This window comes from Vibrio kasasachensis (assembly GCF_050337565.1).
GTDB classification, from domain to species: domain Bacteria; phylum Pseudomonadota; class Gammaproteobacteria; order Enterobacterales; family Vibrionaceae; genus Vibrio; species Vibrio kasasachensis.
The window spans coordinates 215,432-239,973 of the sequence record NZ_JAKJTB010000008.1 but is presented as its reverse complement, the minus strand read 5'-3'; the positions used below and the strand labels follow the sequence as shown (position 1 = coordinate 239,973).

24 protein-coding genes, 1 tRNA gene and 1 riboswitch are annotated in these 24,542 nt (G+C 44.3%); of the genes, 11 read left to right on the top strand and 14 right to left on the bottom strand.

Going from position 1 to position 24,542, the window contains the following annotated elements; all coding sequences use genetic code 11:
- Positions 1 to 82: 82 nt before the first annotated feature.
- The 9 genes from udp to moaA form a co-directional block, all read right to left on the bottom strand.
- Positions 83 to 841, bottom strand: coding sequence for a uridine phosphorylase (udp, locus tag L4C38_RS01525; protein WP_428795754.1), 759 nt, complete (start codon positions 839 to 841; stop codon positions 83 to 85).
- Between the two features lie 248 nt (positions 842 to 1,089).
- Positions 1,090 to 3,393, bottom strand: coding sequence for a zinc/cadmium/mercury/lead-transporting ATPase (locus tag L4C38_RS01520; protein ID WP_428795753.1), 2,304 nt, complete (start codon positions 3,391 to 3,393; stop codon positions 1,090 to 1,092).
- Positions 3,394 to 3,458: 65 nt separating this feature from the next.
- Positions 3,459 to 4,910 carry an MATE family efflux transporter gene (locus L4C38_RS01515; protein ID WP_428795752.1) on the bottom strand — a complete coding sequence of 484 codons (1,452 nt, stop codon included), beginning with the start codon at positions 4,908 to 4,910 and terminating at the stop codon, positions 3,459 to 3,461.
- Positions 4,911 to 4,993: 83 nt separating this feature from the next.
- Complete coding sequence (locus L4C38_RS01510) at positions 4,994 to 5,410, bottom strand: CBS domain-containing protein (protein ID WP_428795751.1); 417 nt, start codon at positions 5,408 to 5,410, stop codon at positions 4,994 to 4,996.
- 192 nt (positions 5,411 to 5,602) lie between these two features.
- A complete protein-coding gene (gene moaE / locus L4C38_RS01505; protein ID WP_428795750.1) occupies positions 5,603 to 6,058 on the bottom strand; it encodes a molybdopterin synthase catalytic subunit MoaE in 456 nt (151 codons plus the stop codon).
- 1 nt (position 6,059) lies between these two features.
- Positions 6,060 to 6,305 (bottom strand): molybdopterin synthase sulfur carrier subunit, encoded by a 246-nt coding sequence (gene moaD / locus L4C38_RS01500; RefSeq protein ID WP_428795749.1) that lies wholly within the window; start codon positions 6,303 to 6,305, stop codon positions 6,060 to 6,062.
- A complete protein-coding gene (gene moaC / locus L4C38_RS01495; protein ID WP_075708487.1) occupies positions 6,302 to 6,781 on the bottom strand; it encodes a cyclic pyranopterin monophosphate synthase MoaC in 480 nt (159 codons plus the stop codon). The genes moaD and moaC overlap by 4 nt, the downstream gene beginning before the upstream one ends.
- A gap of 31 nt (positions 6,782 to 6,812) precedes the next feature.
- Positions 6,813 to 7,325 carry a molybdenum cofactor biosynthesis protein B gene (gene moaB / locus L4C38_RS01490; protein WP_428795748.1) on the bottom strand — a complete coding sequence of 171 codons (513 nt, stop codon included), beginning with the start codon at positions 7,323 to 7,325 and terminating at the stop codon, positions 6,813 to 6,815.
- A gap of 75 nt (positions 7,326 to 7,400) precedes the next feature.
- Positions 7,401 to 8,390 (bottom strand): GTP 3',8-cyclase MoaA, encoded by a 990-nt coding sequence (gene moaA, locus L4C38_RS01485; RefSeq protein WP_428795747.1) that lies wholly within the window; start codon positions 8,388 to 8,390, stop codon positions 7,401 to 7,403.
- Positions 8,379 to 8,517: riboswitch (molybdenum cofactor riboswitch) on the bottom strand. Its footprint overlaps the gene before it by 12 nt.
- A 189-nt stretch (positions 8,518 to 8,706) precedes the next feature.
- On the opposite strand from moaA, the gene L4C38_RS01480 reads away from it, so the two are divergent.
- A complete protein-coding gene (locus tag L4C38_RS01480) occupies positions 8,707 to 9,594 on the top strand; it encodes a YvcK family protein (RefSeq protein ID WP_428795746.1) in 888 nt (295 codons plus the stop codon).
- Here the strand turns inward: L4C38_RS01480 and luxU are convergent.
- From luxU to uvrB, 3 genes are all read right to left on the bottom strand, one after another.
- Positions 9,580 to 9,918 carry a quorum-sensing phosphorelay protein LuxU gene (gene luxU, locus L4C38_RS01475; protein ID WP_428795745.1) on the bottom strand — a complete coding sequence of 113 codons (339 nt, stop codon included), beginning with the start codon at positions 9,916 to 9,918 and terminating at the stop codon, positions 9,580 to 9,582. The two genes, L4C38_RS01480 and luxU, sit on opposite strands and share 15 nt — an antisense overlap.
- A gap of 9 nt (positions 9,919 to 9,927) precedes the next feature.
- The gene (gene luxO, locus L4C38_RS01470; RefSeq protein ID WP_428795744.1) at positions 9,928 to 11,313 is read right to left on the bottom strand and encodes a quorum-sensing sigma-54 dependent transcriptional regulator LuxO; all 1,386 of its coding nucleotides are present in this window, start codon (positions 11,311 to 11,313) and stop codon (positions 9,928 to 9,930) included.
- 280 nt (positions 11,314 to 11,593) lie between these two features.
- Positions 11,594 to 13,624 (bottom strand): excinuclease ABC subunit UvrB, encoded by a 2,031-nt coding sequence (uvrB, locus tag L4C38_RS01465; protein ID WP_428795743.1) that lies wholly within the window; start codon positions 13,622 to 13,624, stop codon positions 11,594 to 11,596.
- A gap of 549 nt (positions 13,625 to 14,173) precedes the next feature.
- On the opposite strand from uvrB, the gene L4C38_RS01460 reads away from it, so the two are divergent.
- From L4C38_RS01460 to nth, 8 genes are all read left to right on the top strand, one after another.
- Positions 14,174 to 14,249: transfer RNA gene (locus tag L4C38_RS01460), tRNA-Asn, on the top strand.
- 302 nt (positions 14,250 to 14,551) lie between these two features.
- A complete protein-coding gene (rsxA, locus tag L4C38_RS01455) occupies positions 14,552 to 15,133 on the top strand; it encodes an electron transport complex subunit RsxA (protein ID WP_428795742.1) in 582 nt (193 codons plus the stop codon).
- The gene (rsxB, locus tag L4C38_RS01450; RefSeq protein ID WP_428795741.1) at positions 15,133 to 15,717 is read left to right on the top strand and encodes an electron transport complex subunit RsxB; all 585 of its coding nucleotides are present in this window, start codon (positions 15,133 to 15,135) and stop codon (positions 15,715 to 15,717) included. Before rsxA ends, rsxB begins: the two co-directional genes overlap by 1 nt.
- Before the next feature lie 8 nt (positions 15,718 to 15,725).
- The gene (gene rsxC, locus L4C38_RS01445; protein ID WP_428795740.1) at positions 15,726 to 18,296 is read left to right on the top strand and encodes an electron transport complex subunit RsxC; all 2,571 of its coding nucleotides are present in this window, start codon (positions 15,726 to 15,728) and stop codon (positions 18,294 to 18,296) included.
- Positions 18,296 to 19,342 carry an electron transport complex subunit RsxD gene (rsxD, locus tag L4C38_RS01440; RefSeq protein ID WP_428795739.1) on the top strand — a complete coding sequence of 349 codons (1,047 nt, stop codon included), beginning with the start codon at positions 18,296 to 18,298 and terminating at the stop codon, positions 19,340 to 19,342. Before rsxC ends, rsxD begins: the two co-directional genes overlap by 1 nt.
- 8 nt (positions 19,343 to 19,350) lie before the next feature.
- Positions 19,351 to 19,986, top strand: a complete 636-nt coding sequence (gene rsxG, locus L4C38_RS01435) for an electron transport complex subunit RsxG (RefSeq protein WP_428795738.1) — start codon at positions 19,351 to 19,353, stop codon at positions 19,984 to 19,986.
- Entirely contained in the window at positions 19,979 to 20,668 is a 690-nt protein-coding gene (locus L4C38_RS01430) for an electron transport complex subunit E (RefSeq protein WP_428795737.1), read from the top strand. The genes rsxG and L4C38_RS01430 overlap by 8 nt, the downstream gene beginning before the upstream one ends.
- A 69-nt stretch (positions 20,669 to 20,737) precedes the next feature.
- Complete coding sequence (nth, locus tag L4C38_RS01425; protein WP_428795736.1) at positions 20,738 to 21,373, top strand: endonuclease III; 636 nt, start codon at positions 20,738 to 20,740, stop codon at positions 21,371 to 21,373.
- Between the two features lie 71 nt (positions 21,374 to 21,444).
- Here the strand turns inward: nth and L4C38_RS01420 are convergent, their stop codons facing one another.
- Positions 21,445 to 22,350 (bottom strand): siderophore ABC transporter substrate-binding protein, encoded by a 906-nt coding sequence (locus L4C38_RS01420; RefSeq protein ID WP_428795735.1) that lies wholly within the window; start codon positions 22,348 to 22,350, stop codon positions 21,445 to 21,447.
- Between the two features lie 127 nt (positions 22,351 to 22,477).
- On the opposite strand from L4C38_RS01420, the gene gloA reads away from it, so the two are divergent.
- Positions 22,478 to 22,894, top strand: a complete 417-nt coding sequence (gene gloA / locus L4C38_RS01415) for a lactoylglutathione lyase (RefSeq protein ID WP_428795734.1) — start codon at positions 22,478 to 22,480, stop codon at positions 22,892 to 22,894.
- A 118-nt stretch (positions 22,895 to 23,012) separates the two neighbouring features.
- On the top strand, positions 23,013 to 23,450 hold the full coding sequence (locus L4C38_RS01410) for a DUF2753 domain-containing protein (protein ID WP_428795733.1): 438 nt from the start codon (positions 23,013 to 23,015) through the stop codon (positions 23,448 to 23,450).
- A 77-nt stretch (positions 23,451 to 23,527) separates the two neighbouring features.
- Here L4C38_RS01410 and motY read toward each other — a convergent pair whose 3' ends face one another.
- Complete coding sequence (gene motY / locus L4C38_RS01405; protein ID WP_428796012.1) at positions 23,528 to 24,373, bottom strand: flagellar protein MotY; 846 nt, start codon at positions 24,371 to 24,373, stop codon at positions 23,528 to 23,530.
- Between the last annotated feature and the right edge of the window lie 169 nt (positions 24,374 to 24,542).

The following is a 24,542-nucleotide window of genomic DNA, read 5'->3' as shown; positions in this document are numbered from 1 at the left end:
ATCAACCCTTAGCTGAGCTTTACCTTCCGAGATCAAAAAAGCCACCTGATGGTGGCTTTTACTGTATTACGATGTTAAAGCGTTAAAGCATCTTACGTGCTGCTTCTACAACAACCTTAATTGAGCGCGCTTCCGTCTCTTTTAACGTGGCATGATCAGGGATCTCTTTTTGTGTACGGTTGATAATCACGCCCGCAACACAACCCGCGCGTAATCCTGAGCTTGCACACATGGTCAGCAGCGTCGCTGATTCCATTTCAAAGTTAAGTACGCCCATCTCTTGCCACTCTTGCATTGAGCCTTGGAAGCGCTTCACAACGCGACCAGAAAACGTATCGTAGCGCTCTTGACCCGGATAGAAAGTATCACTAGATGCTGTCACTCCCATATGGACTGGAGCACCAGATTCTTCTACCGCTGCTTTCATTGCTGTTGTGACATCATAATCAGCCACTGCAGGGAATTCCATTGGCGCGAAGTGCAAGCTTGCTCCATCAAGACGAACAGAACCTGTGGTGACAATCATATCACCCACGTTTACGTGAGGTTGAATAGCACCAGTGGTACCAACTCGTAAGAAGGTACGAACACCAAGCTGGGCTAATTCTTCAACCGCAATCGACGTAGAAGGACCACCAATACCAGTAGAACAAACAACTACTGACTTGCCATCAAGCTCTGCGCGATAAAGGGTATACTCACGATGGCTCGCTAGAAACACAGGATTTTCCATTTCCTCAGCAATCTTTTGTACGCGGGCTGGATCGCCTGGAATAATCGCCAATGTTGCACCAGCAAGATCGGCTTGAGTAATACCTAGGTGAAATACAGCTTGAGACATGCGGAACTCCTTATTACGTCGAGCGCTTCAAATAGGCTCGCTCTATCAATTCATTGGGTACAAAACCACTCTAACCAACTCACCCCACCCAAAGAGTGAGCAAAATCACAGTGCAGAGAGTAAGAAACTTTCGACTTGCACATAAAAACGGTTGGCATCACATTTTAATCGATATGTCCGACAACCCATTGCATAAAAAGGATAGCCACTAAACAGAATTTAGTGGCTACTTTTAACATTAATGTGAGTTAGTCTTGTTTGCTTTTGAATTTAAGCAAACGTAACGCATTCAAGGTCACTATCGCGGTAGCACCGCTGTCTGCCAAAACCGCCACCCATAACCCAGTAATACCAAATAAGCTCGTGACGAGAAATACTCCCTTTAACCCAAGTGCGAGCGCAACATTCTGGCGAATGTTATTCAATGTAGCTCGGGAAAGCTCGATCATCGCCGCCAGTTCAATCAATCGATTATGCGTAATCGCAGCATCAGCCGTTTCTAACGCAACATCAGTGCCGCCGCCCATCGCAATCCCAATGCTTGCCGCTTTCATCGCAGGAGCATCGTTTATACCATCCCCTACCATAGCAACATTGTGTTGTGCCGATAGCTGCTCAACATAATGTACTTTATCTTGCGGAAGTAGACTGGCTTTAAAATCGATATCAATCTGGGAGCTGATCGCTGCAGCACTACGAGGATTATCACCGGTCAGCATAATTGAGTTAATACCTAAGGCTTTGAGTGCTTTTACTGCATTCTTGGCATCTTCGCGCAGGGTATCTTGCCAAGCTATCAGTCCGAGCACTTTGCTATCTTGCAAGGCGACTATGACTGTTTTTCCTTGGTCTTCAAGTTGTGATACTTGCTGACTTAAACTCGCATCCAACTCAACGGCTAATTTGCTCGGGGCCATTGCTTGGTAAAGTATGCCATCAACCCAACCTTGAATACCGCTACCTATAAGTGCTTGCTTGTCGCTCGCTTCCGGTAACTCAATTCCCTCAGCTTGAGCATACTTCACCAGTGAAACTGCCAGTGGATGACTTGAACCCACTTCAATAGCAGCAATATGTTGGAGCAACCATGCTTGATCGGCTCCTTTTGCAGCCACGACGTCTGTCACTTCCGGTTTGCCTTGGGTCAACGTGCCAGTTTTATCAAACGCGACTGATTCAATACGACCTAACTGCTCGAGCGCCGCACCACCTTTGATGAGTGCGCCTCGGCGAGCAGCAGCGGCTAGACCAGATGTAATAGCTGCCGGCGTTGAGATAACCAAAGCGCAAGGACAGGCGATCAGTAACATTGCTAATCCACGATAAACCCACGTTTCCCAAGGCTGAGCAAATAGCAACGGAGGCGTGATAATTACTAACAGTGAAAGCAACATCATTAATGGTGTGTACCAGCGACTAAATCGATCTAAAAATCGTTCTAATGGTGCTTTGCGCGATTCCGCTTCTTCGATCAAATGGAGAATTCGATCAATCGCATTTTCACCTTGTTTTGAGGTAATGGTTAAACGCACCACTTTGTCTACCACTACAGCACCAGCCATAACGGATTCATTTTCGACGCGCTCAACAGGAATCGACTCACCAGTTAGTGCACTTTCATCAAAACTTGCGCCGCCAGAGAAAATTTTACCATCTGCAGGTAAACGTGAGCCTGGGGAAACTTCAATGATATCACCAAGGTTCAGTTCACTTGCCGAGACTTCTATGCGCTTGCCATCTACTATCTTTATTGCGGTTTCAGGCACCAACTCCATCAGAGCCTGCACACCACTTCTAGCCCGCGAGGCAGCAAAGGCTTCTAGGCGCTCACCAATGAGAAAGAGCAACAGTACCATCGCCGCTTCAACCGTTTCACCTAAATACAATGCACCAATGGCGGCTACACTCATTAATGTTTCAATCGCGAAAGGTGTACCTGATTTTGCCAAAGCTAGCGCTTTTTTTGTGATCGGATAGAGACCGACTAAACAGGTTAAGATGAAAAGCCATTCACTAATTTGTGGCTGGGAGGATTTTAAGACAGCAGCAACTGCCATCGCCGATGCGATAGAAACAATCTGTGCGTTTTGCTTAATGATACCAAACCACCCTGTAGGTTTTTCAGGGGCGTTCTTTTGGTCAGAAGAGCGAAATGTAAAACCAGTATCAAGAATAGCTTGTTCGACTAATGCTGCAACACCAACATCATTCGATTTAATCACTAGTTTTTCAGTAGCAAATAGTACCTTGGCTTCTAGAATACCCTCGATCTTATTTACCGCAGTTTCGATTTTTCGAGCACAAGAAGGACAGTCCATACCGTCAACTTTCCAGCTATGATTAAAGCGAGTTTGAAGTGAGCTACCGGAATCGCTTTCCTCATCAGTAGGATCTGCGCCGCTGCTACAAGTAGAGCTTGCACAACACTCCGGCTCTGATGCTGATACAGATGCCATTTTAATACTCGTGATCTTTGGACTAGAGCAAGAACCCGCTTGGGTTGGGTTCAGCACTTTTTTGTTTGAGCGGCACGCTTCATGTTTGGTGCACATAATTGATTCTCCTATCAAAGTACACACTAATCATAAACCTTGGAGTGCACTCCAAGGTCAAGCGTTTAATTAGATAATTTTTCTTTATTCGCAGCTACTTCTTCAATCAGTACCGCATCATGGCTACAAAATGGCGTGGTATTAAGGCTTGTAATAGAAGGATCTTTGGGTTCTAGATCGACTGCGTTACCCTGCACCAGATCTCGTATATGTTTACGAAGCATCCATAAAGCAATAAGACCAAAAACAATCGTTCCTGAAGCTTGCCCATACAACACACCCACGGCACCAAACCAATTGGCACCAATATGTACGAACGGTAGGGTTCCAAGCGTTGCTTTACCTAAGTTAAGCGCAGTGGAATAAAGTGGCTTTCCAAGATTATTGAACGAAGTATTCGCCACAAACTGCATACCATTGAAAATAAAGCTGACTGCGATATAAGTACAAAAGGTTGCGACAATCAACGCGGCATCCCCAGTTAAACTAAAGCTTGCGATGACTTGATCTTGTACTAAGTAGAGGACAATGCAGACAAATATGGTGTAGATGGTAGTCACGAGCAGTGAGTTATTCAGCGTCTCTTTTACTCGGTCAAAACGCTCCGCGCCAAAGTTTTGCCCAACAATAGGACCAACTGCACCTGATAGAGCAAATATCACGGCAAAACAAACCGGAGTTAGACGCCCTATTACGGCAAAACCTGCCACAAAATTCTCGCCAAATTGGGCAATGGAAGAAGTCACTATTGCATTACCAATAGGTGTCGCGATATTGGTAATAACCGCTGGAATAGCTATCGCCAAAATAGCCTTTGCATTGCTCCTCCACGCATAAAATGATGGGATGGCGACCAAATCGTGAGTTCTAATTAACGGATAAATTGAGAAAACCAATACCGCAATACGTGCAATGACGGAAGCCGCCGCTGCACCTTCAACATTCCAATGGAACACAAAAATAAAAATGGGGTCGAGAATCGCATTGACAATGCCACCAGCTAAGGTTGCCCACATCGATCGTTTAGCATCACCGGCAGCACGAAGAGCGGCGCCTGCCGCCATGCCCAGCGCCAGAATAGGACCACTTGGAATGAGAATTTCAAGGTAAGCTTGTGCCCGCTCGGCAACAAACCCTTTAGCTCCAATCGCCGCCAGTAACTCAGGAATAAAACTATACATCACAACGCTAACAACGCAGCTAATTGCAAACGCCGTCAACAACGTACTGCTACTTAAAGCTCGAGCATAGGTGTACTGCTTACTGCCAATAGCTTTTGAAACCAAAGCCCCCATTGCAATCGAAGTACCGATCGAGATAGAGGTAGAGAAAAACACTAATGTACCAGCAAAACCAACCGCTGCTGCCAGTTCAACTTGCCCCAGCATACTGATAAACAGCATATCAAGCAGATCAACCACAAACAGGGCCATTAGCCCTACCGATCCCGCCCCCGACATTACCAATATATGCCGCATGGTCGATCCTTCAACAAACTTGGCGCTTTGATCTACCATTGCATTCCTTTGTGTCAAAAAGCAGAGCCTCTAACCGCTAAAAATAAAAAGGCGCCTTAGCGCCTTTTCTTTACGAATAAACATCATACTGGATGTTTAAAGCATGCATCTATGTTTTTCGCAATCGCTCTTAATACATCCTTGCGAGTAATGATCCCCACCAATTTTCCGTTATCAACCACTGGATACACTTTAGGCTTGCCAATTTTCATCATCTCAGCTAAATCAATGACTGATACCTCTGAAGAAACCGACAGAACATCGGTAGACATACAATCACTTACGATATGAGTATCCTGGCAAAAATAGCTTACTTTAATTAGCTTATCGAGCAAATCTTGACCCGATAGGAAGCCTATCACTTCTTTTTTTTCGTTAATGACAGGTCCGCCAAGATAATCCGAGCCCATTGCTTTGTCTAAAGCTGCACTGAGTGACATCTCTGGCTTAAAAGTAACGGCTTGTAGTGTCATATAATCTTTTACTCTTAACGACTCCATCTTCGTCTCCTTATAATGCAACTGACTTTGACGCACTGCTGCAAAAATGTTCGTTAAGGTAAGTGTCGCCTAATTTCTTGATTTTACTAAATGGAAAGCAGCAATTTTTCTGATAGGTGATACCAATCAATGCTCTTCTAAACAAGAAAAGGGCATATGCTCTCGCTTATGCCCTTGTTCATTTCGTTATCGCTATTTTTGCCAACGCTCTGCTGCTTTGGCATCTGAGTCTCGCGAATCAACCCAACGTGTAGACTCTGTCGTGCGTTCTTTTTTCCAAAACGGTGCTTTGGTTTTAAGATAATCCATCACGAATTCACACGCTTCAAACGACGCGCCTCTATGCGCACTTGCAACACCGACGAAAACAATTTGGTCACCCGTGTTCATATCACCTACGCGGTGAATAACGCGAATACCTTCAAGAGACCAACGCTGCTCAGCTTCATTGCATATTTCAGCTAGCGCCTTTTCCGTCATGCCCGGATAATGTTCCAAAGAGAGACCGACAACGTCATCACCTAGGTTCATGTCACGCACTTTTCCAACAAAAGTCACCACTGCACCTGAAGCATTACTTTTCGCTAACGCTTGGTACTCATCACCCACGTTGAAATCTTCAACCTGTACTGATACACGAGAGTCCATATTAGCCTCCCGTAACTGGTGGGAAAAATGCCACTTCATCGCCACTTGAAATAGAGTGTGTCAACGGAACGATAGATTGATTAACAGCCGCAAGTAGACGACTAGGGTCCATCGCTAAATCCCACTTACCTTTTTGTGAAGCAAGGTGAGAACGCAGTTCTTCTACCGTGTTGAATTCTCCTTCCAACAAAAGCTCATCAGTACTCACTAATTCACGAGTTTGAGCAAAGAATAAAACCTTTATCATGCATCCACCTTAAAGTGACCTGATTTTCCACCCAGCTTTTCAAGCAACCGAACCTGACTAATCACCATGTCTTTTTGTACGGCTTTACACATATCGTAGATCGTCAAGGCCGCAACAGAGGCGGCTGTCAACGCTTCCATTTCAACGCCAGTTTTACCCGCAAGCTTACAGACTGATTCAATGCGTACATAATTTTCAGCCTCATTAGCTTCAAGTTGCACTTCTACTTTAGAAAGCAACAATGGGTGGCAAAGGGGAATAAGATCCCATGTTTTCTTTGCTGCTTGGATTCCAGCGATTCGCGCAGTTGCGAATACGTCACCTTTATGGTGCTGACCTGATGTGATCAGTTGCAAGGTTTCTGGTGCCATATGAACAAAAGCTTCCGCACGTGCTTCACGTACTGTCTCAGCTTTGCCCGATACATCCACCATGTTCGCTTCGCCTGAAGCATTAATATGGGTAAACTGGCTCATGATTGCTCCGCATTAAAAAATCAGACAGCGATTAAACCGATAGATGTGGCATAAAATTACAAGGGCGGTGACTCGCATCAAGTTGTTGCTTGATGATTTTTGTCCATCCTGTACGGCATGCACCAGTAGAGCCCGGCATCGCAAAAATTACGGTGTGATTTGCAAAACCCGCAATCGCGCGCGATTGAATCGTCGATGTGCCGATTTCTTCATAAGAAACCAAACGGAATAGCTCACCAAAACCTTCGACTTCTTTATCAAACAACGGTTTCAATGCTTCCGGAGTGCTGTCACGAGAAGTAAAGCCTGTACCACCAGTAATCATGACTGCTTGCACGTTTTCGTCAGCAATCCACTGAGATACAATAGCGCGAATTTTATACATGTCATCGATAACAATTTGTTTATCTACAACGTTGTGACCTGCGTCTTTGGCGTTTTCTACAAGGTAACCACCAGAAGTATCATTTTCTTCTGTGCGCGTGTCAGACACGGTTAATACTGCAATGTTTGCTGGTTGGAACTTGTTCTCTGCATGACCCATTTAGTCACCTACCTGTTGTGTTTAGTTTTGTTTGCCGGTTAATACCGACTATAAATTATGTGGATGATTACTCAGCTAGCCGCCAATTGACGCGAGATGTGGCGTCATTCCTGTATTCCCATCTTGAAGATAATGGCTAACAGATTTGGTTTGTAACTGCTCTTGAATACGTTGAATCAACAGCGGCTCTTGCTCATCATGTTCTAATAGGTCACGCAGCTCAACGCCATGATCACCAAACAAACAAAGATGCAATTTGCCCAATGCCGACACGCGCAGGCGATTGCAACTTTCGCAAAAACCTTTTTCATACGGCATAATCAATCCTATTTCACCCTGATAATCAGGATGAACGAAAACCTGTGCTGGACCATCATTTTTCTCGCGAATTTTGAGTAGCCAACCATTTGCTATCAATTGATTGCGGATCTGCACACCGGATACGTGATGGTTGTTGAACAACTCATCCATATCACCCGTTTGCATTAGCTCGATAAAACGCAATTGAATTGGTCGATGTTTAATCCAGTCGAGAAATAGCGGCAATTGATGGGAGTTAAGATCTTTCATCAACACGACATTGACTTTGATCTGCGAGTAACCGACTTCGAACGCACGGTCGATACCCGCCATAACTTGGTTAAACTTATTCTCACCGGTAATCTGATGAAACAGACGTGGATCAAGGCTATCAACACTGACGTTAATATGAGTTAACCCAGCTTGCTTCCACTCCTCAACCTGCTTTTCCATGCGGTAGCCATTGGTCGTGGTAGCAACTTTACTGATACCATTTGTGTTAGCAATAGTTTCAATAATTTGAGTAAAATCTTTACGTAGGCTAGGCTCACCACCAGTGATACGAACCTTACTCGTGCCGCAATCGGCAAAGGTGCGAACAACACGCTGGATCTCAGGTAGTGATAAAAAAGACGAGTTTTTCTGCCCTGACGGTTTGTAACCATCAGGTAAGCAATATGTGCATTTAAAGTTACAGACATCTGTAACAGAGAGACGCAAGTAATAAAACTTGCGATGGAATTTATCTTCTAATTGTTGCGCCACGGAACACCTTTCCAAATACGGGAGGCATAATCATTTCCAATTATGCCCTGGTGGCGTTATGCCACTGGCTCACAAAGCTTATTCTATGGTAGAACTTAGCTTAATGAGCTCGGAGTTATGGCAACCGTTGCATGTTCAAAAATCAAACATTAATGAACCCAACGGCAGCTACTTGATAAAATACTTAAAAACGGTAAGTGATTCTACCCTTTGAGCGAAAAAAATTACTTTCAACTCAATTTACAGACTATTGAGTACCCTGTTCAAATGAATTACCTTAAATTGTAGTTGGTATAGCGGGAAATAAGAAAAACAAATGACAATCTACTCTACAAAAAAGGTGGTCGCCATTGGTGGTGGTCACGGCTTAGGACGAATGCTTGCAGCGCTAAACGATTTCGGTTCAAACGCGACTGGTATTGTCACTACCACCGACAACGGGGGGTCAACAGGACGAATTCGCCATTGCCAAGGTGGGATTGCTTGGGGCGATACGCGTAACTGTGTCAATCAGTTGATTACCGAACCATCCATCAGCTCAATGATGTTTGAATATCGCTTTAAAGGTACTGGTGAATTGGATGGACACAATTTAGGTAATCTGATGCTAACGGCACTAGATAATCTATCTGTTCGCCCACTTGATGCAATCAACTTGATCCGCAACATGCTGAAAGTCGATATTAATCTCGTGCCAATGTCAGAACACCCTTCCGATCTCAAAGCTCTGTCAAAAGAAGGCAAATGGGTGACGGGCGAAACCAGCGTTGATGAAATGGAAGCAGATCTACAGCGTTTAGATTTGGAGCCTGAAGTACCGGCAACCAAAGAGGGTGTAACGGCTATCGAGCACGCCGATATGATCATCCTCGGACCTGGTAGCTTCCTTACTAGTATTATGCCACCGCTTCTGCTGCCAGAAATTGGGCGAGCTATTGCGGAAAACTTAAATGCTAAGCTGGTTTTCATCGAAAACTTATCGCCTGAGTATGGACCTGCCGGTCGAATGTCACTCAAAGAGAAATTAGAATGGTGTGAAAGATCCTGCCAAGCACGCAAAATCGACGTGGTATTGGGTGCGCAAGAGCATCCTGAACTTGCTGATTGGAATTGCATTCAAGCGGATCTTGCTTCACCGAATCGCGACTGGCGTCATGACCGTCAAAAATTGAATAATGCGGTCGTCGAGCTACTGAGTCAGTAGCTTTTCATAACATTGATGAGTCTCTTTTAGCAACGCGAGCATTCTATTTTTTTGCTCGCTGCTATCGAGGTTCTTACCGGCTTTTCCTGCGCCATCATAATCAATAGCTAAATTACGCAGCGCCTCTGCACCAAAGCTCGCGGCACTGCTTTTTAATGCATGGCTAATTTCTTTCAAATAGGCTTCTTGATCGCTACTTTTACTATTAAGATTTTCCGCATATTGGTTTAATTCACCCAGAAATATCTCTAACAATATCGGCAGGTTATCTGCGCCAATTTCTTGTTTCAAACGTTCGACTTGCTGCCAATTGATTATATCCATGACGCCCTACTATATTTGCTTTTCATTCCATGCTTGCAGTTTGCGATAAATCGTCGATGGGCTCACATCTAAGTATCCAGCCGCTTTGGGAATATTGCCATCACACGCACTAATAGCTTGTTCAATCGCTCTTTTCTCTGTCATCCAAAGAGGAAAAATATCGTGAACGGATAACATATCTTTCTCTTGAGGTAAGGTAATTGAATTTGCTGGCATCGGCTGATTCAGTGGCGGTGGTAACATATCAAGACCAATTTCTTTACCATTATTGAGTACCACAACGTTGCGTAACACATTCTGCAATTGGCGCACATTGCCCGGCCACTCATAGCGCGCAAAGCAATCCACTACTTCAGGGGATAGCCTGATGAAGTCCTTCCCTTCCTCTTTCGACATAAAACCCAACAGAGAGTATGCAATTTCAATGACATCTTCACCACGCTCTCTAAGTGGTGGTAAATGGAGTGGGATAACATACAGGCGGTAATACAAATCTTCACGAAAACGCCCTTCTTGCACTTCTTTCCAAGGGTCTCGGTTGGTGGCACAGACAAAGCGTACATCAACGCTCTTCATTTTTGATGAGCCAACTTTTTGGAACGTGCCGGTTTGGATAAATCTCAACAACTTTGTTTGCAGATCCAAATCCATTTCGCAAAGCTCATCGAGGAACAAAGTGCCTCCATCAGCCAATTCTGCAGCCCCTTGACGGTCGGTTGCCGCGCCAGTAAATGCACCTTTAACGTGACCAAACAGCTCACTCTCGATAAGATCTTTTGGAATAGCTGCACAGTTAATTGCGATGAATGGCTTATCGCCACGTTTGCTCGCTGCATGTATCGCTTCTGCGCACACCTCTTTACCTGTACCACTCTCGCCAGTAATAAAAATACTCGCTTTACTTGCAGCTGCTGAGTCTATGGTGCGATAAACCGCCTGCATATTGTGACTACTACCGATAAAACCTTGATAACCTTGGTTAATCCCTGCCTCAGTTTTGAGCTTTGATGCTTTGCGAATAGCGTTATTGACCGTAACACGCAAGCGGTCTGCCTCGCAGGGCTTAATAAGAAAGTCTTGAGCACCATGTCTCATGGCTTCAACCGCAGTATCTATAGAACCATGCGCTGTCATAAAGATAACGGGTACATCCGGATTTTTCTGTTTCACTTCATGTAGTACATCCATGCCCGTCATATCCGGCAAACGAAGATCAAGCAAAATCAAATCTGGGGTTCGGAATGAAAGACTTTCAATGGCATCACGTCCGGTTCCAACGATATTAATATCGATACCAAGGGGGGTAAGATAGGAACGATACAAGGCTGCGACAGACGCGGTATCTTCTACCATTAAAAGGTATTTGGTTTTTTGTTTTGGGGTATTTTTCTGCATAACCTAGCCAATGGTCTTTTTGATTGCATTTTGTATCAATAATTGCATTGCGCATTGCATTTTGCAAATTTAACCGTATAAAAAGCGAGGCTAACTCATAAAAATCGGATCTTTACTGATATTTATTCTTGGCATGAATAGTGCTGAATACTATATGACCCTAACGGGTCACCTAGCCAACTGACGTTGTTAGTGAACTTAGTATTCACAAATAACAGCCAATAGAAAAATTTCTATTGGCTCTTTTTTTATCTGTGAGCCCATCACGTATTTAAAATAATTAACTGTTGCTGATGAACTGCGCCCGCAATTTTTCAATTTCATCTCGCTTCGCTGCCGCCAATTCAAACTCAAGCTCTTGAGCATGTTGATACATTTTCGCTTCCAACTTGCTAATTTCTTTATCCAATTGCTGCGGCGTAAGTACGTGGTAATCTTGCGAAGGCTCTGCCACTTTCGACAACGGAACCGCTTGTGAGGTATTTTTTTTGCGTCCTCTTGCTATATCTCCAAGCTCCATAATATCTTTGATATTACGTTTCAACGGCTGTGGAACAATACCCCGCTCTTCGTTGTATTCGTGTTGCTTCTCACGACGTCGATTGGTTTCATCAATTGCACGTTCCATTGAGCCAGTGATCCGGTCGCCATACAATATCGCTTTACCACTCACATGACGTGCAGCTCGACCAATGGTCTGGATCAGTGATCGTTCAGAACGCAAGAAGCCTTCTTTATCTGCATCCAATATAGCGACCAAAGACACCTCCGGCATATCAAGACCTTCTCGCAGTAAGTTAATACCCACTAAGACGTCAAACACACCCAAACGTAAGTCGCGAATAATTTCTACTCGCTCAACGGTATCAATGTCTGAGTGCAGATAGCGCACTTTTACATCATGCTCAGCCAGATACTCGGTTAAATCTTCCGCCATTCGTTTGGTCAAGGTGGTCACCAATACACGCTCATCTTTACTCACGCGGGTTCGTATTTCGGAAAGCAGATCGTCAACCTGAGTGGCAACAGGACGCACTTCAAGCTCAGGGTCGAGCAATCCAGTTGGTCGCACAACTTGATCTGCCACTTCCCCCGCCGATTTATCTATTTCATACTTGCTCGGCGTCGCTGAAACAAAGATAGTCTGCGGTGCCAAGGCTTCAAATTCATCAAATTTAAGCGGTCGATTATCCAATGCGGAAGGCAAACGGAAGCCATATTCGACTAAAGTTTCTTTACGAGAACGATCACCTTTATACATAGCGCCAATTTGAGGCACAGTAACATGTGATTCATCAATAATTAGCAAGCCATCTTGAGGTAGATAGTCAAATAGCGTTGGAGGCGGCTCGCCTTCACTGCGACCACTCAAATATCGTGAATAGTTTTCAATACCCGAGCAGAAACCCAGTTCACTCATCATCTCAATATCAAATTGTGTTCGTTGGCTAATTCGCTGCTCTTCTAGCAGTTTATTGTTATCTATTAGGTATTTCTTGCGCTGCTCTAATTCAACCTTAATGGTTTCAATGGCTTCTAAAATACGTTCACGAGGAGTCACATAGTGTGTTTTAGGGTAGATGGTATAACGCGGTAAATCTCTTTGCTTAATCGAACCGGTAAGTGGGTCAAAGATGCTGATGCGATCTATTTCATCATCAAACATTTCAATACGAACTGCATCTTGAGCCGATTCTGCAGGGAAAACATCTATCACTTCACCACGAACACGAAACTGACCACGCTCAAAAGTGACATCATTTCGACTGTACTGAAGCTCCGCTAGACGGCGCAATATGTCGCGCTGGTTCATTACGTCACCGCGACGAATATGCAACATCATCTGTAGATAAGCTTGTGGATCACCCAAACCATAAATAGCCGAAACCGAAGCAACAATAATCGCATCTTTACGTTCTAGCAGTGCTTTGGTGGCAGACAAACGCATTTGCTCAATATGGGCATTGACCGAGGAGTCCTTCTCAATAAAGGTATCCGTCGTCGGTACATAGGCTTCCGGTTGATAGTAGTCGTAGTAGGAAACAAAATACTCAACTGCATTGTTTGGGAAGAATGCTTTCATCTCACCATAAAGCTGCGCCGCGAGAGTTTTGTTTGGTGCCAACAAAATCGCAGGGCGTTGAGCTGTCGCAATCACATTGGCCAAAGTGAAGGTTTTACCTGAACCAGTCACACCAAGAAGCGTCTGATGGGCAAGGCCTGAATCTAAGCCTTCCAATAATTGGCTGATGGCTTGGGGTTGATCACCCGCCGGTTTGTAATCTGAGACCAGGTCATACAGTTTGCTCATGGCATCCTCGGAGTATTATCTAGGTTATGCGGCTATTTTGTCTGTATATATATACAGACTCAAGAGGTAAACGAAAAAAATAAAATCTGTTTTTATTCTTGGTCATATAATTGCGCTAGATCCAGAAAGGATAAGCTGATATTATCCTCGACCCTAGTGAGAACCTCAGCTCAAAATCCTCTTCGTTATCATTCACAGCTTATACACAAAACTCCACATTTGTGATCAAACTCCAAAAAGATCTTTTATTCAAACCCCGTCTATTTTTACAAAAAAAAACCTTATAAACCCTTGTGTTAAATGCATTAAGTAAATGATCATTGCATATATTTAGCACCGACAATCATGCTAATTTTCACTAATGATTTACTTATTAAGCACTAATTAACATACTTATCCACAATTTTAGTGGATAACTAAATGCAGCCCTTTCGTGGTGCGGCTTAGAGAAAAGTAAAGTTATTTTTCGCAGCTAATTTTTTGTTTGTATCGTCAACTTCTATTGACTCTCAAATAGCGGATAGATAGTATCGGCATGCTAAATACAATTCCTCCTTAGCTCAGTTGGTAGAGCGACGGACTGTTAATCCGCAGGTCGCTGGTTCGAGCCCAGCAGGAGGAGCCAAATTTAGGAAAAAGCTCAACCTTTCAGGTTGGGCTTTTTTCGTTTTATCCGACCTTGTTTCAAGGTAAATTTGAGTTCCTACGCAGATTTCACCCGAACACTCCCTTCTTTGACGCCATTATTGGCTCATTCTAAAATTAATTTTAGCCCTACAAAACTGGCTGAAAACGTTTGAACCGCCTCTATTCATGATCTTTGCGTATAATTTTCAATCAGGAGTTTAAATCCTTAGCGTTCCTTGGTTGTTATTAACTAAGCAAAGCGGGATAATATCGAGATCGGAATTCTTTAAATAAATAACTATGACCGAATATCTCTTGTTGTTGGTTGGCACTGTCCTAGTCAACAACTTTGTACTGGTGAAGTTTTTGGGCTTATGTCCATTTATGGGAGTCTCCAAAAAATTAGAGACTGCTATTGGTATGGGGTTAGCAACCACATTTGTGCTAACTCTGGCGTCAGTGTGCGCGTATCTCGTCGAATCTTATATTTTGGCACCATTGGGGCTACAATATCTTCGTACGATGAGTTTTATTCTCGTCATTGCCGTCGTGGTGCAATTTACTGAAATGGTGGTGCATAAAACCAGTCCGACGCTCTATCGTCTGCTGGGGATCTTTTTACCTCTCATCACCACCAACTGTGCAGTGCTGGGTGTCGCCTTACTTAACATCAATGAGAACCATAACTTCATCGAATCCATTATTTATGGTTTTGGCGCTGCCGTTGGCTTCTCGCTTGTCCTGATTGTATTCGCAGCAATGCGTGAACGAATCTCAGTGGCTGACGTTCCGACTCCATTTAAAGGTGCATCTATCGCGATGATCACCGCTGGCTTAATGTCTCTTGCCTTTATGGGCTTTACAGGTTTGGTGAAGCTTTAATGAGTTCAATCTTAATTGCCATTATTGCCATTGTGGCGTTAGCCGCTATTTTTGGCGCTATTTTAGGCTTCGCTTCAATCCGTTTTAAGGTTGAAGCCGACCCTATTGTTGATCAAATCGACGAAATCCTACCGCAAACCCAATGTGGTCAATGTGGTTACCCTGGCTGTCGACCATACGCTGAAGCCATCGCTAACGGTGATGTCATCAATAAGTGCCCTCCGGGTGGGCAAGCAACGATCGAAAAGTTAGCCGCACTAATGGGTGTAGAGGCAACTGAATCGGCGCATGATCTTGATACAGCAATCAAAACTGTTGCTTTTATTCATGAAGATATGTGTATCGGGTGCACCAAGTGCATACAAGCGTGTCCCGTTGATGCCATCGTCGGTGGAACAAAAGCGCTGCATACCGTTATTAAAGATGAATGTACCGGTTGTGACTTATGTGTCGCACCTTGCCCTACGGATTGCATTGAAATGATCCCAATAGAAACCACTACCGCGAATTGGAAGTGGCAATTAAACGCCATTCCTGTTGTTGATATTACCGATTCTGCCAACGAGCAGAAAAGTGTGAGTTAAGGAGTGGTATGTTGTCATTAATCAAACAAATTAAATCTGGTGCGCTTTGGAGCTTTCCTGGCGGCGTTCACCCGCCCGAAAACAAGCAGCAATCACTACAAACACCAATAGCAAGAGCCTCTATCGCAAACGAACTTGTGCTCCCAGTAAAACAGCATATAGGTAAGCCGGGTAATCTAATTGTCTCCGTCGGTGAGCGCGTCCTTAAAGGTCAACCGCTAACTAAATATGACACTAGCTTTATGCTGCCAATTCACGCACCAAGTTCAGGAGTTATTACGGCAATCGAGCCAAGAACAACTGCGCACCCTTCTGGCTTATCTGAGATCTGTGTGGTTATTAAACCAGACTTCAAAGAAGAGTGGATAGAGCGCACTCCGGTAAACGATTTCAAAAGCCTATCACCAGACGCTTTGATTGAAATTATTCGTCAAGCTGGTGTATCAGGCATGGGTGGTGCGGGCTTCCCTACAGCAAAGAAAATCCAAGCTGGTCTGGGGCGCACTGACATTTTAATTGTTAACGCTGCTGAGTGTGAACCTTATATCACTGCTGATGATGTGCTAATGCAAAATTTTGCCGATGAGATCATACAAGGCATTGAGATCGTTGAGCATATTCTAAAACCCAAACTGACGATTATCGGCATTGAAGACAATAAACCGCAAGCCGTCCAAGCGTTAGAACAGGCAGCAAAGCACAAAGATATCGTCATTCGTGTTATCCCGACTAAATACCCGTCAGGCGGCGAAAAACAACTGATCAAGGTTCTAACTAATAAAGAAGTGCCTAACAACGGTATTCCAGCTGATATTGGTTTACTCGTGCAAAATGTGGGCTCTCTGTATGCGATTCAACGTGCCGTGTGCCACGATGAACCACTGATCGAGCGAATTGTCACCCTAACCGGTAACACATTTAAACAACCGAAAAACGTGTGGACACTTGTTGGCACACCCGTACAGGCAATATTAGACGAATTCGAATACAACGCAGATAAAAAAGCACCCCGTCTGATCATGGGCGGTCCAATGATGGGCTTCACTCTTCCGCATACAAATGTGCCGATCACCAAAACGGCCAACTGTATTTTAGCGCCAACACGCCAAGAAATTTCTGTCGAACAACATGAAATGGCATGTATCCGATGCGGTCAATGTTCTGAAGTGTGCCCTGCCTCTTTGCTACCACAACAATTGCAATGGCATGCCAAAGCACAAGAATTCGACAAATGTGAAGAGCTCAATATCAAAGATTGCATTGAGTGTGGCGCTTGTGCGTTCGTTTGCCCAAGCGAAATCCCATTGGTAAAATATTATCGCCAAGCGAAAGCCGAAATTCGCACTCGGAAAGAAGAAGCGGACGCATCAGAAAAAGCGAAACAACGCTTCGAAAACAAAAAATTACGTTTAGAACGAGATAAAGCTGAGCGCGAAAATCGCTTCAAGAAAGCAGCAGATGAGCGTCGCCAAGAGATGAAAACCTCAGGTAGTGATGATGCAATTGCTGCCGCTATTGCTCGGGTTAAGGCACAACAATCACAGACTGCTGCTCAAGAAGTTGACGTAAAACCTGCGGTTGCAGCCGCTATTGCACGTGCAAAAGCCAAACAAGCCGATGCCAAACAGCAAGGGCAAGCAGAACCCGACAATAGCGAGATGGCAAAGTTGCGTGAAGAACGCAAACGACTGGCTCGTGAGCGTAAAGCTGATAAAGGGTCAACGACAACAGAAACAACCGATAAAAAAGACGCGGTCGCCGCTGCCATTGCTCGAGCTAAAGCGAAGAAGGCTCAGCAAGCTGAAGCAGACGATTCATCAGCCGCACCCGCAGAAGACAAAAAAGCCGCAGTAGCTGCTGCTATTGCCCGTGCTAAGGCTCGCAAAGCAGAGCAAGCACCTGCGGTTGACAGCGAAGAGCAAAACGATGCTCCTGCCAAAAACGACCCGAAAAAAGCTGCGGTTGCCGCTGCCATCGCTCGCGCTAAAGCACGCAAAGCAGAGCAAGAATCCGCAACGGCTAGTGACGCTCCTGCTGATAAACCAGCATCGACAGTAGAAGAAACTCCTACCACTGAAGATCCAAAGAAAGCTGCGGTTGCCGCTGCTATTGCTCGCGCTAAAGCGCGCAAAGCAGACCAAGAATCTGCAACGGCTAGTGACGCTCCTACTAATGAACCAGCATCGACAGTAGAAGAAACACCTACCACTGAAGATCCAAAGAAAGCTGCGGTTGCCGCTGCTATTCCTCGCGCTAAAGCACGCAAAGCAGAGCAAGAATCGACAAAGGCTAGTGATGCTCCTGCTAATGAACCAGCATCGACAGTAGAAGAAACACCTACCACTGAAGATCCAAAGAAAGCTGCGGTTGCCGCTGCTATTGCTCGCGCTAAAGCACGCAAAGCAGAGCAAGAATCGACAAAGGCTAGTGATGCTCCTGCTAATGAACCAGCATCGATAGTAGAAGAAACACCTACCACTGAAGATCCAAAGAAAGCTGCGGTTGCCGCTGCCATTGCTCGCGCTAAAGCCCGCAAAGCACAACAAGAACAACAAAAACAATTTGAGGAGAAAGAGTAGTGGCCTTCTTTATTGCCAGCTCACCCCATGCGCATAGCCGCAGAAGCACTCCTGATCTTATGAAGTGGGTAGCTCTTTGCGCCCTTCCAGGTCTGATTGCCCAAACCTACTTTTTTGGCTGGGGAACACTGATTCAACTGGTAATGGCTATCGTTATTGCCTTGGGTCTCGAAGCAATGGTCATGCTACTTCGCAAGCGTCCACCAATGTCTGCTCTACGCGACAACAGTGCGCTAGTAACTGCATGGCTTCTTGCGATTGCTATTCCTCCGCTTTCTCCATGGTGGGTAATTGCTATCGGATTGATTTTCGCCATTGTCATTGCCAAACAACTATATGGCGGGATTGGTCAAAATCCATTTAACCCTGCAATGGTTGCTTATGTGGTACTTTTGATTTCATTCCCAGTACAAATGACCAGTTGGATTTCACCCGTTGAGCTGCAAGCAACTTCAATTAGCATGGGGGATGCCTTCTCGCTAATCTTTACTGGTTTTAATATTGAAGGGCTGTCACTGCAACAAATTCGTACTGGTATTGATGGTGTAACCATGGCTACGCCGTTAGATAGTTTTAAAACTGCGTTATTGGCTGGCAACACGGCAAGTGAAGCACTCGCACAACCACAATTTGGCACATTGGCCGGTTTAGGCTGGCAATGGGTAAATCTCGCTTACCTAGTGGGCGGTATTGCACTACTAAAACTGCGAGTGATTAGCTGGCAAATTCCTGTCAGTTTTCTGATGACCCTTTTTGTAGTCAGTGGGTTGTTTATGGTTATTTTACCTGATCAAACAGCTTCGCCAGTTATCCACCTGTTTTCAGGGGCAACCATGCTCTGCGCGTTCTTTATTGCTACCGATCCTGTTTCTGCATCAACAACAGTTAAAGGTCGACTGATTTTCGGTGCTTTTATTGGTCTGATGGTGTTTATTATTCGTAGCTGGGGTGGATTCCCTGATGGCGTGGCGTTTGCAGTGCTATTAGCGAATATGTGTGTGCCGTTGATTGACTACTACACTAAACCACGTACTTACGGACACTAAGGGCTAGCATGCTAAACGCAATTAGAAAAAATGGTGTCGTCCTTGCTATCTTTGCTTGTGCATCGACGGGTTTAGTCGCTCTGACTCAATACCTCACAAAAGATCAAATTAAGCAACAAGAGCAAGCACAGTTGCTGTCCGTGCTTAATCAAGTGATCCCTCAAGATCTGCATGACAACTTACTTTACCAAGCGTGTACACTTGTTCAAGACGCTGCTTTAGGTACTAAAGAGCCAATGCCCGCTTACATTGCAACGCTACAAGGGCAACCAAGTGCGATTGCACTAGAGGCAATTGCACCCGATGGTTATAACGGCGCGATTAAGATTATTGTTGCCGTTAAACAAGACGGTACGATCACCGGCACTCGGGTTCTTTCCCATCAGGAGACCCCAGGATTGGGTGACAAAATCGATTTGCGTGTCAGTGATTGGATCTTGGAGTTTGCGGGTAAACAAGCCACGCCAAAGAATGAATCTAGTTGGCACGTTCGCAAAGACGGTGGTCAATTCGATCAGTTTACCGGAGCAACCATTACGCCGCGTGCTGTGGTTAAATCCGTAAAACGTACCGTCGATTACATCAACCAAAACCGAGAGCAACTTCTTGCTCAACCACGCGATTGTGGAGGAAATCATGGCTGATAATAAACAACTTTTTAAGAACGGCATGTGGGAAAACAACCCTGCGCTAGTTCAATTGCTAGGCTTGTGTCCATTGCTGGCGGTTTCTTCTACAGTAACCAACGCATTGGGATTAGGCGTAGCAACACTTCTGGTATTGGTTAGCTCAAACGTCACTGTTTCGTTAGTACGCGATTACGTGCCTAAAGAAGTTCGCATCCCTGTGTTTGTGATGATCATTGCTGCGCTAGTCACTTGCGTACAGCTACTAATGAACGCCTATGCATACGGTTTATACCTATCTCTAGGCATATTCATTCCTTTGATTGTGACTAACTGTATCATCATTGGTCGCGCAGAAGCGTTTGCCTCAAAAAACGAACCTATTCCAGCGGCACTTGACGGTCTGTGGATGGGTTTGGGTATGACTAGTGTGCTGGTTGTACTTGGAGCGATGCGGGAAATCATCGGCAACGGTACACTCTTTGATGGTGCTGACTTACTGTTAGGTGGTTGGGCTACGGCGCTGCGAATTGAAATATTCCAATTTGATAATAGCTTCTTACTCGCCCTATTACCGCCGGGGGCATTTATCGGCGTTGGTTTTTTGATCGCTCTAAAAAATACCATTGATAAAAAGCTAGCAGAACGTCAACCGAAACAAGAAAAACCGAGTATTGAACGTGCACGCGTAACCAATTAGGTTACGTGCTGCCTCCTCAATATTATCGAATAATATAAAAATAAATACACACTGGAAGCAGCCAACAAAATGAACAATACCAAACGAGTTGAAATTCTTGAGCGGTTAAGGGAAAACAACCCTAACCCGCAAACAGAACTAAACTGGAATTCTCCATTTGAGTTATTGATAGCCGTTTTGCTTTCTGCTCAAGCCACCGATGTGAGTGTCAATAAGGCGACCGACAAGCTTTACCCTGTCGCCAATACACCACAAAGCATTCTCGATTTAGGCGTCGATGGCGTAAAGGAATACATCAAAACCATCGGATTGTTTAACTCAAAAGCAGAAAACGTCATCAAAACCTGTCGTATTTTGCTTGAAAAGCATGCTGGCGAAATTCCAGAAGATCGTGAGGCACTTGAAGCGTTACCTGGAGTGGGTCGGAAAACCGCGAATGTGGTATTGAACACCGCCTTTGGTTGGCCAACTATTGCTGTTGACACTCATATCTACCGCGTTTCAAATCGCACAAAGTTTGCGATGGGAAAAAACGTTGATCTAGTAGAAGAAAAGCTTCTCAAAGTGGTACCTAAAGAGTTCAAACTCGATGTTCATCACTGGTTGATTTTGCACGGTCGCTACACTTGTGTGGCACGTAAGCCTCGCTGCGGTAGCTGTATCATCGAAGATTTATGTGAATACAAAGATAAGACTGATGTGTAAAAAGCACCTTTAAAATACCCGTAAGGCAGCCAATGGCTGCCTTACTCTATCCTACTTGATGATCTTTTCCTCTATGGGTTAATCACCTGTTGAATATCTTTTACCATCTGTTCTGTCGATGACACGCCTGCAATCGATAAGTACCATGCGTCTACATCCAATAATGCAATTTTATTCTGCTTATACGCGTCGGTCTGCTTAATCAAATCGTTATCTAATGATTTGCTCATGTCATAACTATTACTCTGATCCAATTGGTTACGATCAATCGCCAAAATGATACTCGGATTCGCCTCCATTATGTATTCAAAAGACACCAAGTCACCATGGTTGCCAGCGTCAACCTTAGCCACGGTTTCAATAAAGCCAAAGTCTTGGTAAATCGCCGAAAAACGCGAACCAGCACCAAATGCGGTGATATTTTCGCCGACACTCAGCAATGTTATTGCATCAATTTGATTCAACTGGTTATAGTCACGAATGGCTGAAATTTGTTTATCCAGATCAGAAATCGTCTGTTCCACTTTTGACTCAATGGCAAAGATCTTGCCCAAATTTCGCCACTGAGCTTGCGTTGACTGCCAATAATCTTGTTTAAGATTAGCGGTAAACACTATAGTTGGTGCGATCTCACTTAACTCATCATACTTAGAGGCAGCTCGCGGACCTATGATAATCAAATCGGGTTTCTGAGAATAAATACCCTCAAAATCAGGCTCAAAATGACTACCTGCTGTTGGGTAATTTTCTTTCGCGTATTTACTTAAATAGTTCGGTAAATTGGTGGCATTTGCTACCGCCACGGGGGAAATACCAAACCTGTCCAAAGCATCAATAACCCCAAAGCCAATTGCCACAACTCGCTCTGGCTGCTGTTCAATGTCAATGGTTCCTTTCCAATGTTCGATGGTGACTGTTTTCGCCATGCTGAAAGTTGAAAACAACACGAATAAAAGAAGAGCTACATACCTGTACATACAAATCCTAATGATAATCATTACCAGTTTTTATTTAATATACCGATGTCGTAGCACATATTCAACCTGACTGTTGCCCACTAAATCGTGATAAAATTTAGCTAGATAACATACACGGGAGTGAACCATGTCAAACGGACGCATCTTACACACTATGCTGCGCGTAGGTGACTTAGACAAATCAATCGAATTTTATCAAGACGTGATGGGCATGACTCTATTACGCAAAAATGACAACACTGAGTACCAATATACTCTCGCCTTCCTTGGCTTTGGCGATGAATCACAAGGCGCTGTGATTGAGCTAACTTATAATTGGGGAACCAGCGAATATGATTTAGGTAATGCTTTTGGTCATATAGCCATTGGTGTTGATGATATCTATGCAACTTGTGATGCGATTAAAGCCGCAGGTGGTAATGTGACACGCGAAGCGGGTCCTGTTAAAGGTGGTACCACTCATATAGCCTTCGTTAAAGACCCTGATGGTTACATGGTAGAGCTGATCCAAAACTCTCACGCATCTGCGGGACTTGAGGGCTGATCTAGCTAAAATAGAAGACCTTAGTAACAAGGGTGGCCATGGCTGCCCTTTTATTTTAACTTTACATGATAATGGTTATTATTTAAACTACGCTCTAGTATTGTAAAGAGGTTGGAACATGGAAATTTCAGACTGGGAGAAACACACCTTACTTGCTGACATTGCACTTCAAGAGCATGACCATCTGAGAAGTGTTTTGCACTACCAACAAGCACTAACTGCCAGTGAGATGATTAGCGACTCTGAAGAAATTGAAGTTGAAGATCGGCTAATGATCTCGGTAATTTCTTGCCACAACCTTGCTTCATTCTGGCGAACTATTGGTGATACAAAGTATGAATTGAGATACTTAAAGCTTGCCTCAGAGAAAATCCTAACTCTCGTCCCGCAGTGCCCAAATACCGATTGCGATGCCTTTGTTGATTCGATGGGCTGCTGTAAAAAAGCGTTGATCGAATTTATGAAGCGCCATCCTAATGCCAAAATAGCACGACTGGTACAAGATATTGACACAGCAACTAATTGTAATCTTATCGCCAAATTCAAACTAAATTAGTATCATCTCCCTCTTTGGTGACTAGTCACCACCAACACAAAAAAACCAGCCATAAGGCTGGTTTTTGCTTTAATCATTTATACTTGTGTTCGCCCAAGCGATATCACTACCCGTCGGTTTCTGTCTTTACCTAATGGCGAAGCATTGTCAGCTATAGGTCTACGCTTACCATAACCTTGAACTTGTATACGGTCTTCCGGTAAGCCAATTGACTTAAAGTAATCACGCAACACTTCAGCTCGTTGCTCAGACAAAGCCTGACTGCCACTCTTTCCATCTTCAGAACCGGAATACGTTGAAACCAGAACTAAATCGATATCTTGATTATAACGAATGTATTCCGCTATTTGCGCTAGGCGCTTTTGCGAAGCTTTATTTAACTGCACGCTAGAACGGTCATAATGAAGAATTGTAAATGCGATATCTTCAAAGTTATACGGAAGTAAATTGGCAATACAGTCGCTAAACACATTGTATTTCTGCTGAAAGAGAACCGAAGACAAAGCGACTTCAATACGTTGATCACGGCTTTGCCATTCTTGATAGCCAAAGGTCGGATAACGCCCTTTTTCTAGCTCGCTCAAAATACTCCACGCAGTTTGCCCACCAACGTAACCATCAAACTGCTTGAAGAAACGAATACTGGTCATTCGATCAGCGCTATCACCCGGTCGCCACGCTGGTGGCATTGAAACTAGTGAAACATCACGAGTTTCCCCCATTGGGCGCTTCATTCTCAGTTCAAAATCGAGGTTTATTTTTTTGCTGGCGTGAGAATCAAAAACCGCGTCACCAAAATTAGGGATCGGATGAACAAGTTGGCACTGTAATGGTGTGTTAACCACCATTTTCCATTGGGATTGAGTAGGCGAGGCACCATAAAATTTATCCATAGCCCAACTATTTGTGCTCAAGATAGCCATGGTAAACGCTAAACTATTAACAATCCGATTCTTCATTCTATACCGTTCTCTGGAATTCATTCTATGCGGCACAAATTTGCCAGCATATCACCTGCAATTCAGTACCCGTATTATAAAGCAATATTCCAGCCAACTTTCAAATAACACTCTCTAATACCCAAGAAACTTG

Bases quoted from the DNA above. Each gene is read 5' to 3' on its own strand.
- luxO (WP_428795744.1), bottom strand. From the start codon at position 11,313: ATGCAGAAAAATACCCCAAAACAAAAAACCAAATACCTTTTAATGGTA.
- L4C38_RS01410 (WP_428795733.1), top strand. From the start codon at position 23,013: ATGGAAATTTCAGACTGGGAGAAACACACCTTACTTGCTGACATTGCA.
- moaB (WP_428795748.1), bottom strand. From the start codon at position 7,325: ATGGGTCATGCAGAGAACAAGTTCCAACCAGCAAACATTGCAGTATTA.
- L4C38_RS01520 (WP_428795753.1), bottom strand. From the start codon at position 3,393: ATGTGCACCAAACATGAAGCGTGCCGCTCAAACAAAAAAGTGCTGAAC.
- rsxB (WP_428795741.1), top strand. From the start codon at position 15,133: ATGAGTTCAATCTTAATTGCCATTATTGCCATTGTGGCGTTAGCCGCT.
- L4C38_RS01430 (WP_428795737.1), top strand. From the start codon at position 19,979: ATGGCTGATAATAAACAACTTTTTAAGAACGGCATGTGGGAAAACAAC.
- udp (WP_428795754.1), bottom strand. From the start codon at position 841: ATGTCTCAAGCTGTATTTCACCTAGGTATTACTCAAGCCGATCTTGCT.
- nth (WP_428795736.1), top strand. From the start codon at position 20,738: ATGAACAATACCAAACGAGTTGAAATTCTTGAGCGGTTAAGGGAAAAC.
- gloA (WP_428795734.1), top strand. From the start codon at position 22,478: ATGTCAAACGGACGCATCTTACACACTATGCTGCGCGTAGGTGACTTA.
- rsxC (WP_428795740.1), top strand. From the start codon at position 15,726: ATGTTGTCATTAATCAAACAAATTAAATCTGGTGCGCTTTGGAGCTTT.
- rsxA (WP_428795742.1), top strand. From the start codon at position 14,552: ATGACCGAATATCTCTTGTTGTTGGTTGGCACTGTCCTAGTCAACAAC.
- uvrB (WP_428795743.1), bottom strand. From the start codon at position 13,624: ATGAGCAAACTGTATGACCTGGTCTCAGATTACAAACCGGCGGGTGAT.
- L4C38_RS01480 (WP_428795746.1), top strand. From the start codon at position 8,707: ATGACAATCTACTCTACAAAAAAGGTGGTCGCCATTGGTGGTGGTCAC.
- luxU (WP_428795745.1), bottom strand. From the start codon at position 9,918: ATGGATATAATCAATTGGCAGCAAGTCGAACGTTTGAAACAAGAAATT.
- moaD (WP_428795749.1), bottom strand. From the start codon at position 6,305: ATGATAAAGGTTTTATTCTTTGCTCAAACTCGTGAATTAGTGAGTACT.
- moaE (WP_428795750.1), bottom strand. From the start codon at position 6,058: ATGGACTCTCGTGTATCAGTACAGGTTGAAGATTTCAACGTGGGTGAT.
- L4C38_RS01510 (WP_428795751.1), bottom strand. From the start codon at position 5,410: ATGGAGTCGTTAAGAGTAAAAGATTATATGACACTACAAGCCGTTACT.
- L4C38_RS01420 (WP_428795735.1), bottom strand. From the start codon at position 22,350: ATGTACAGGTATGTAGCTCTTCTTTTATTCGTGTTGTTTTCAACTTTC.
- rsxG (WP_428795738.1), top strand. From the start codon at position 19,351: ATGCTAAACGCAATTAGAAAAAATGGTGTCGTCCTTGCTATCTTTGCT.
- L4C38_RS01515 (WP_428795752.1), bottom strand. From the start codon at position 4,910: ATGGTAGATCAAAGCGCCAAGTTTGTTGAAGGATCGACCATGCGGCAT.
- moaC (WP_075708487.1), bottom strand. From the start codon at position 6,781: ATGAGCCAGTTTACCCATATTAATGCTTCAGGCGAAGCGAACATGGTG.
- motY (WP_428796012.1), bottom strand. From the start codon at position 24,373: ATGGCTATCTTGAGCACAAATAGTTGGGCTATGGATAAATTTTATGGT.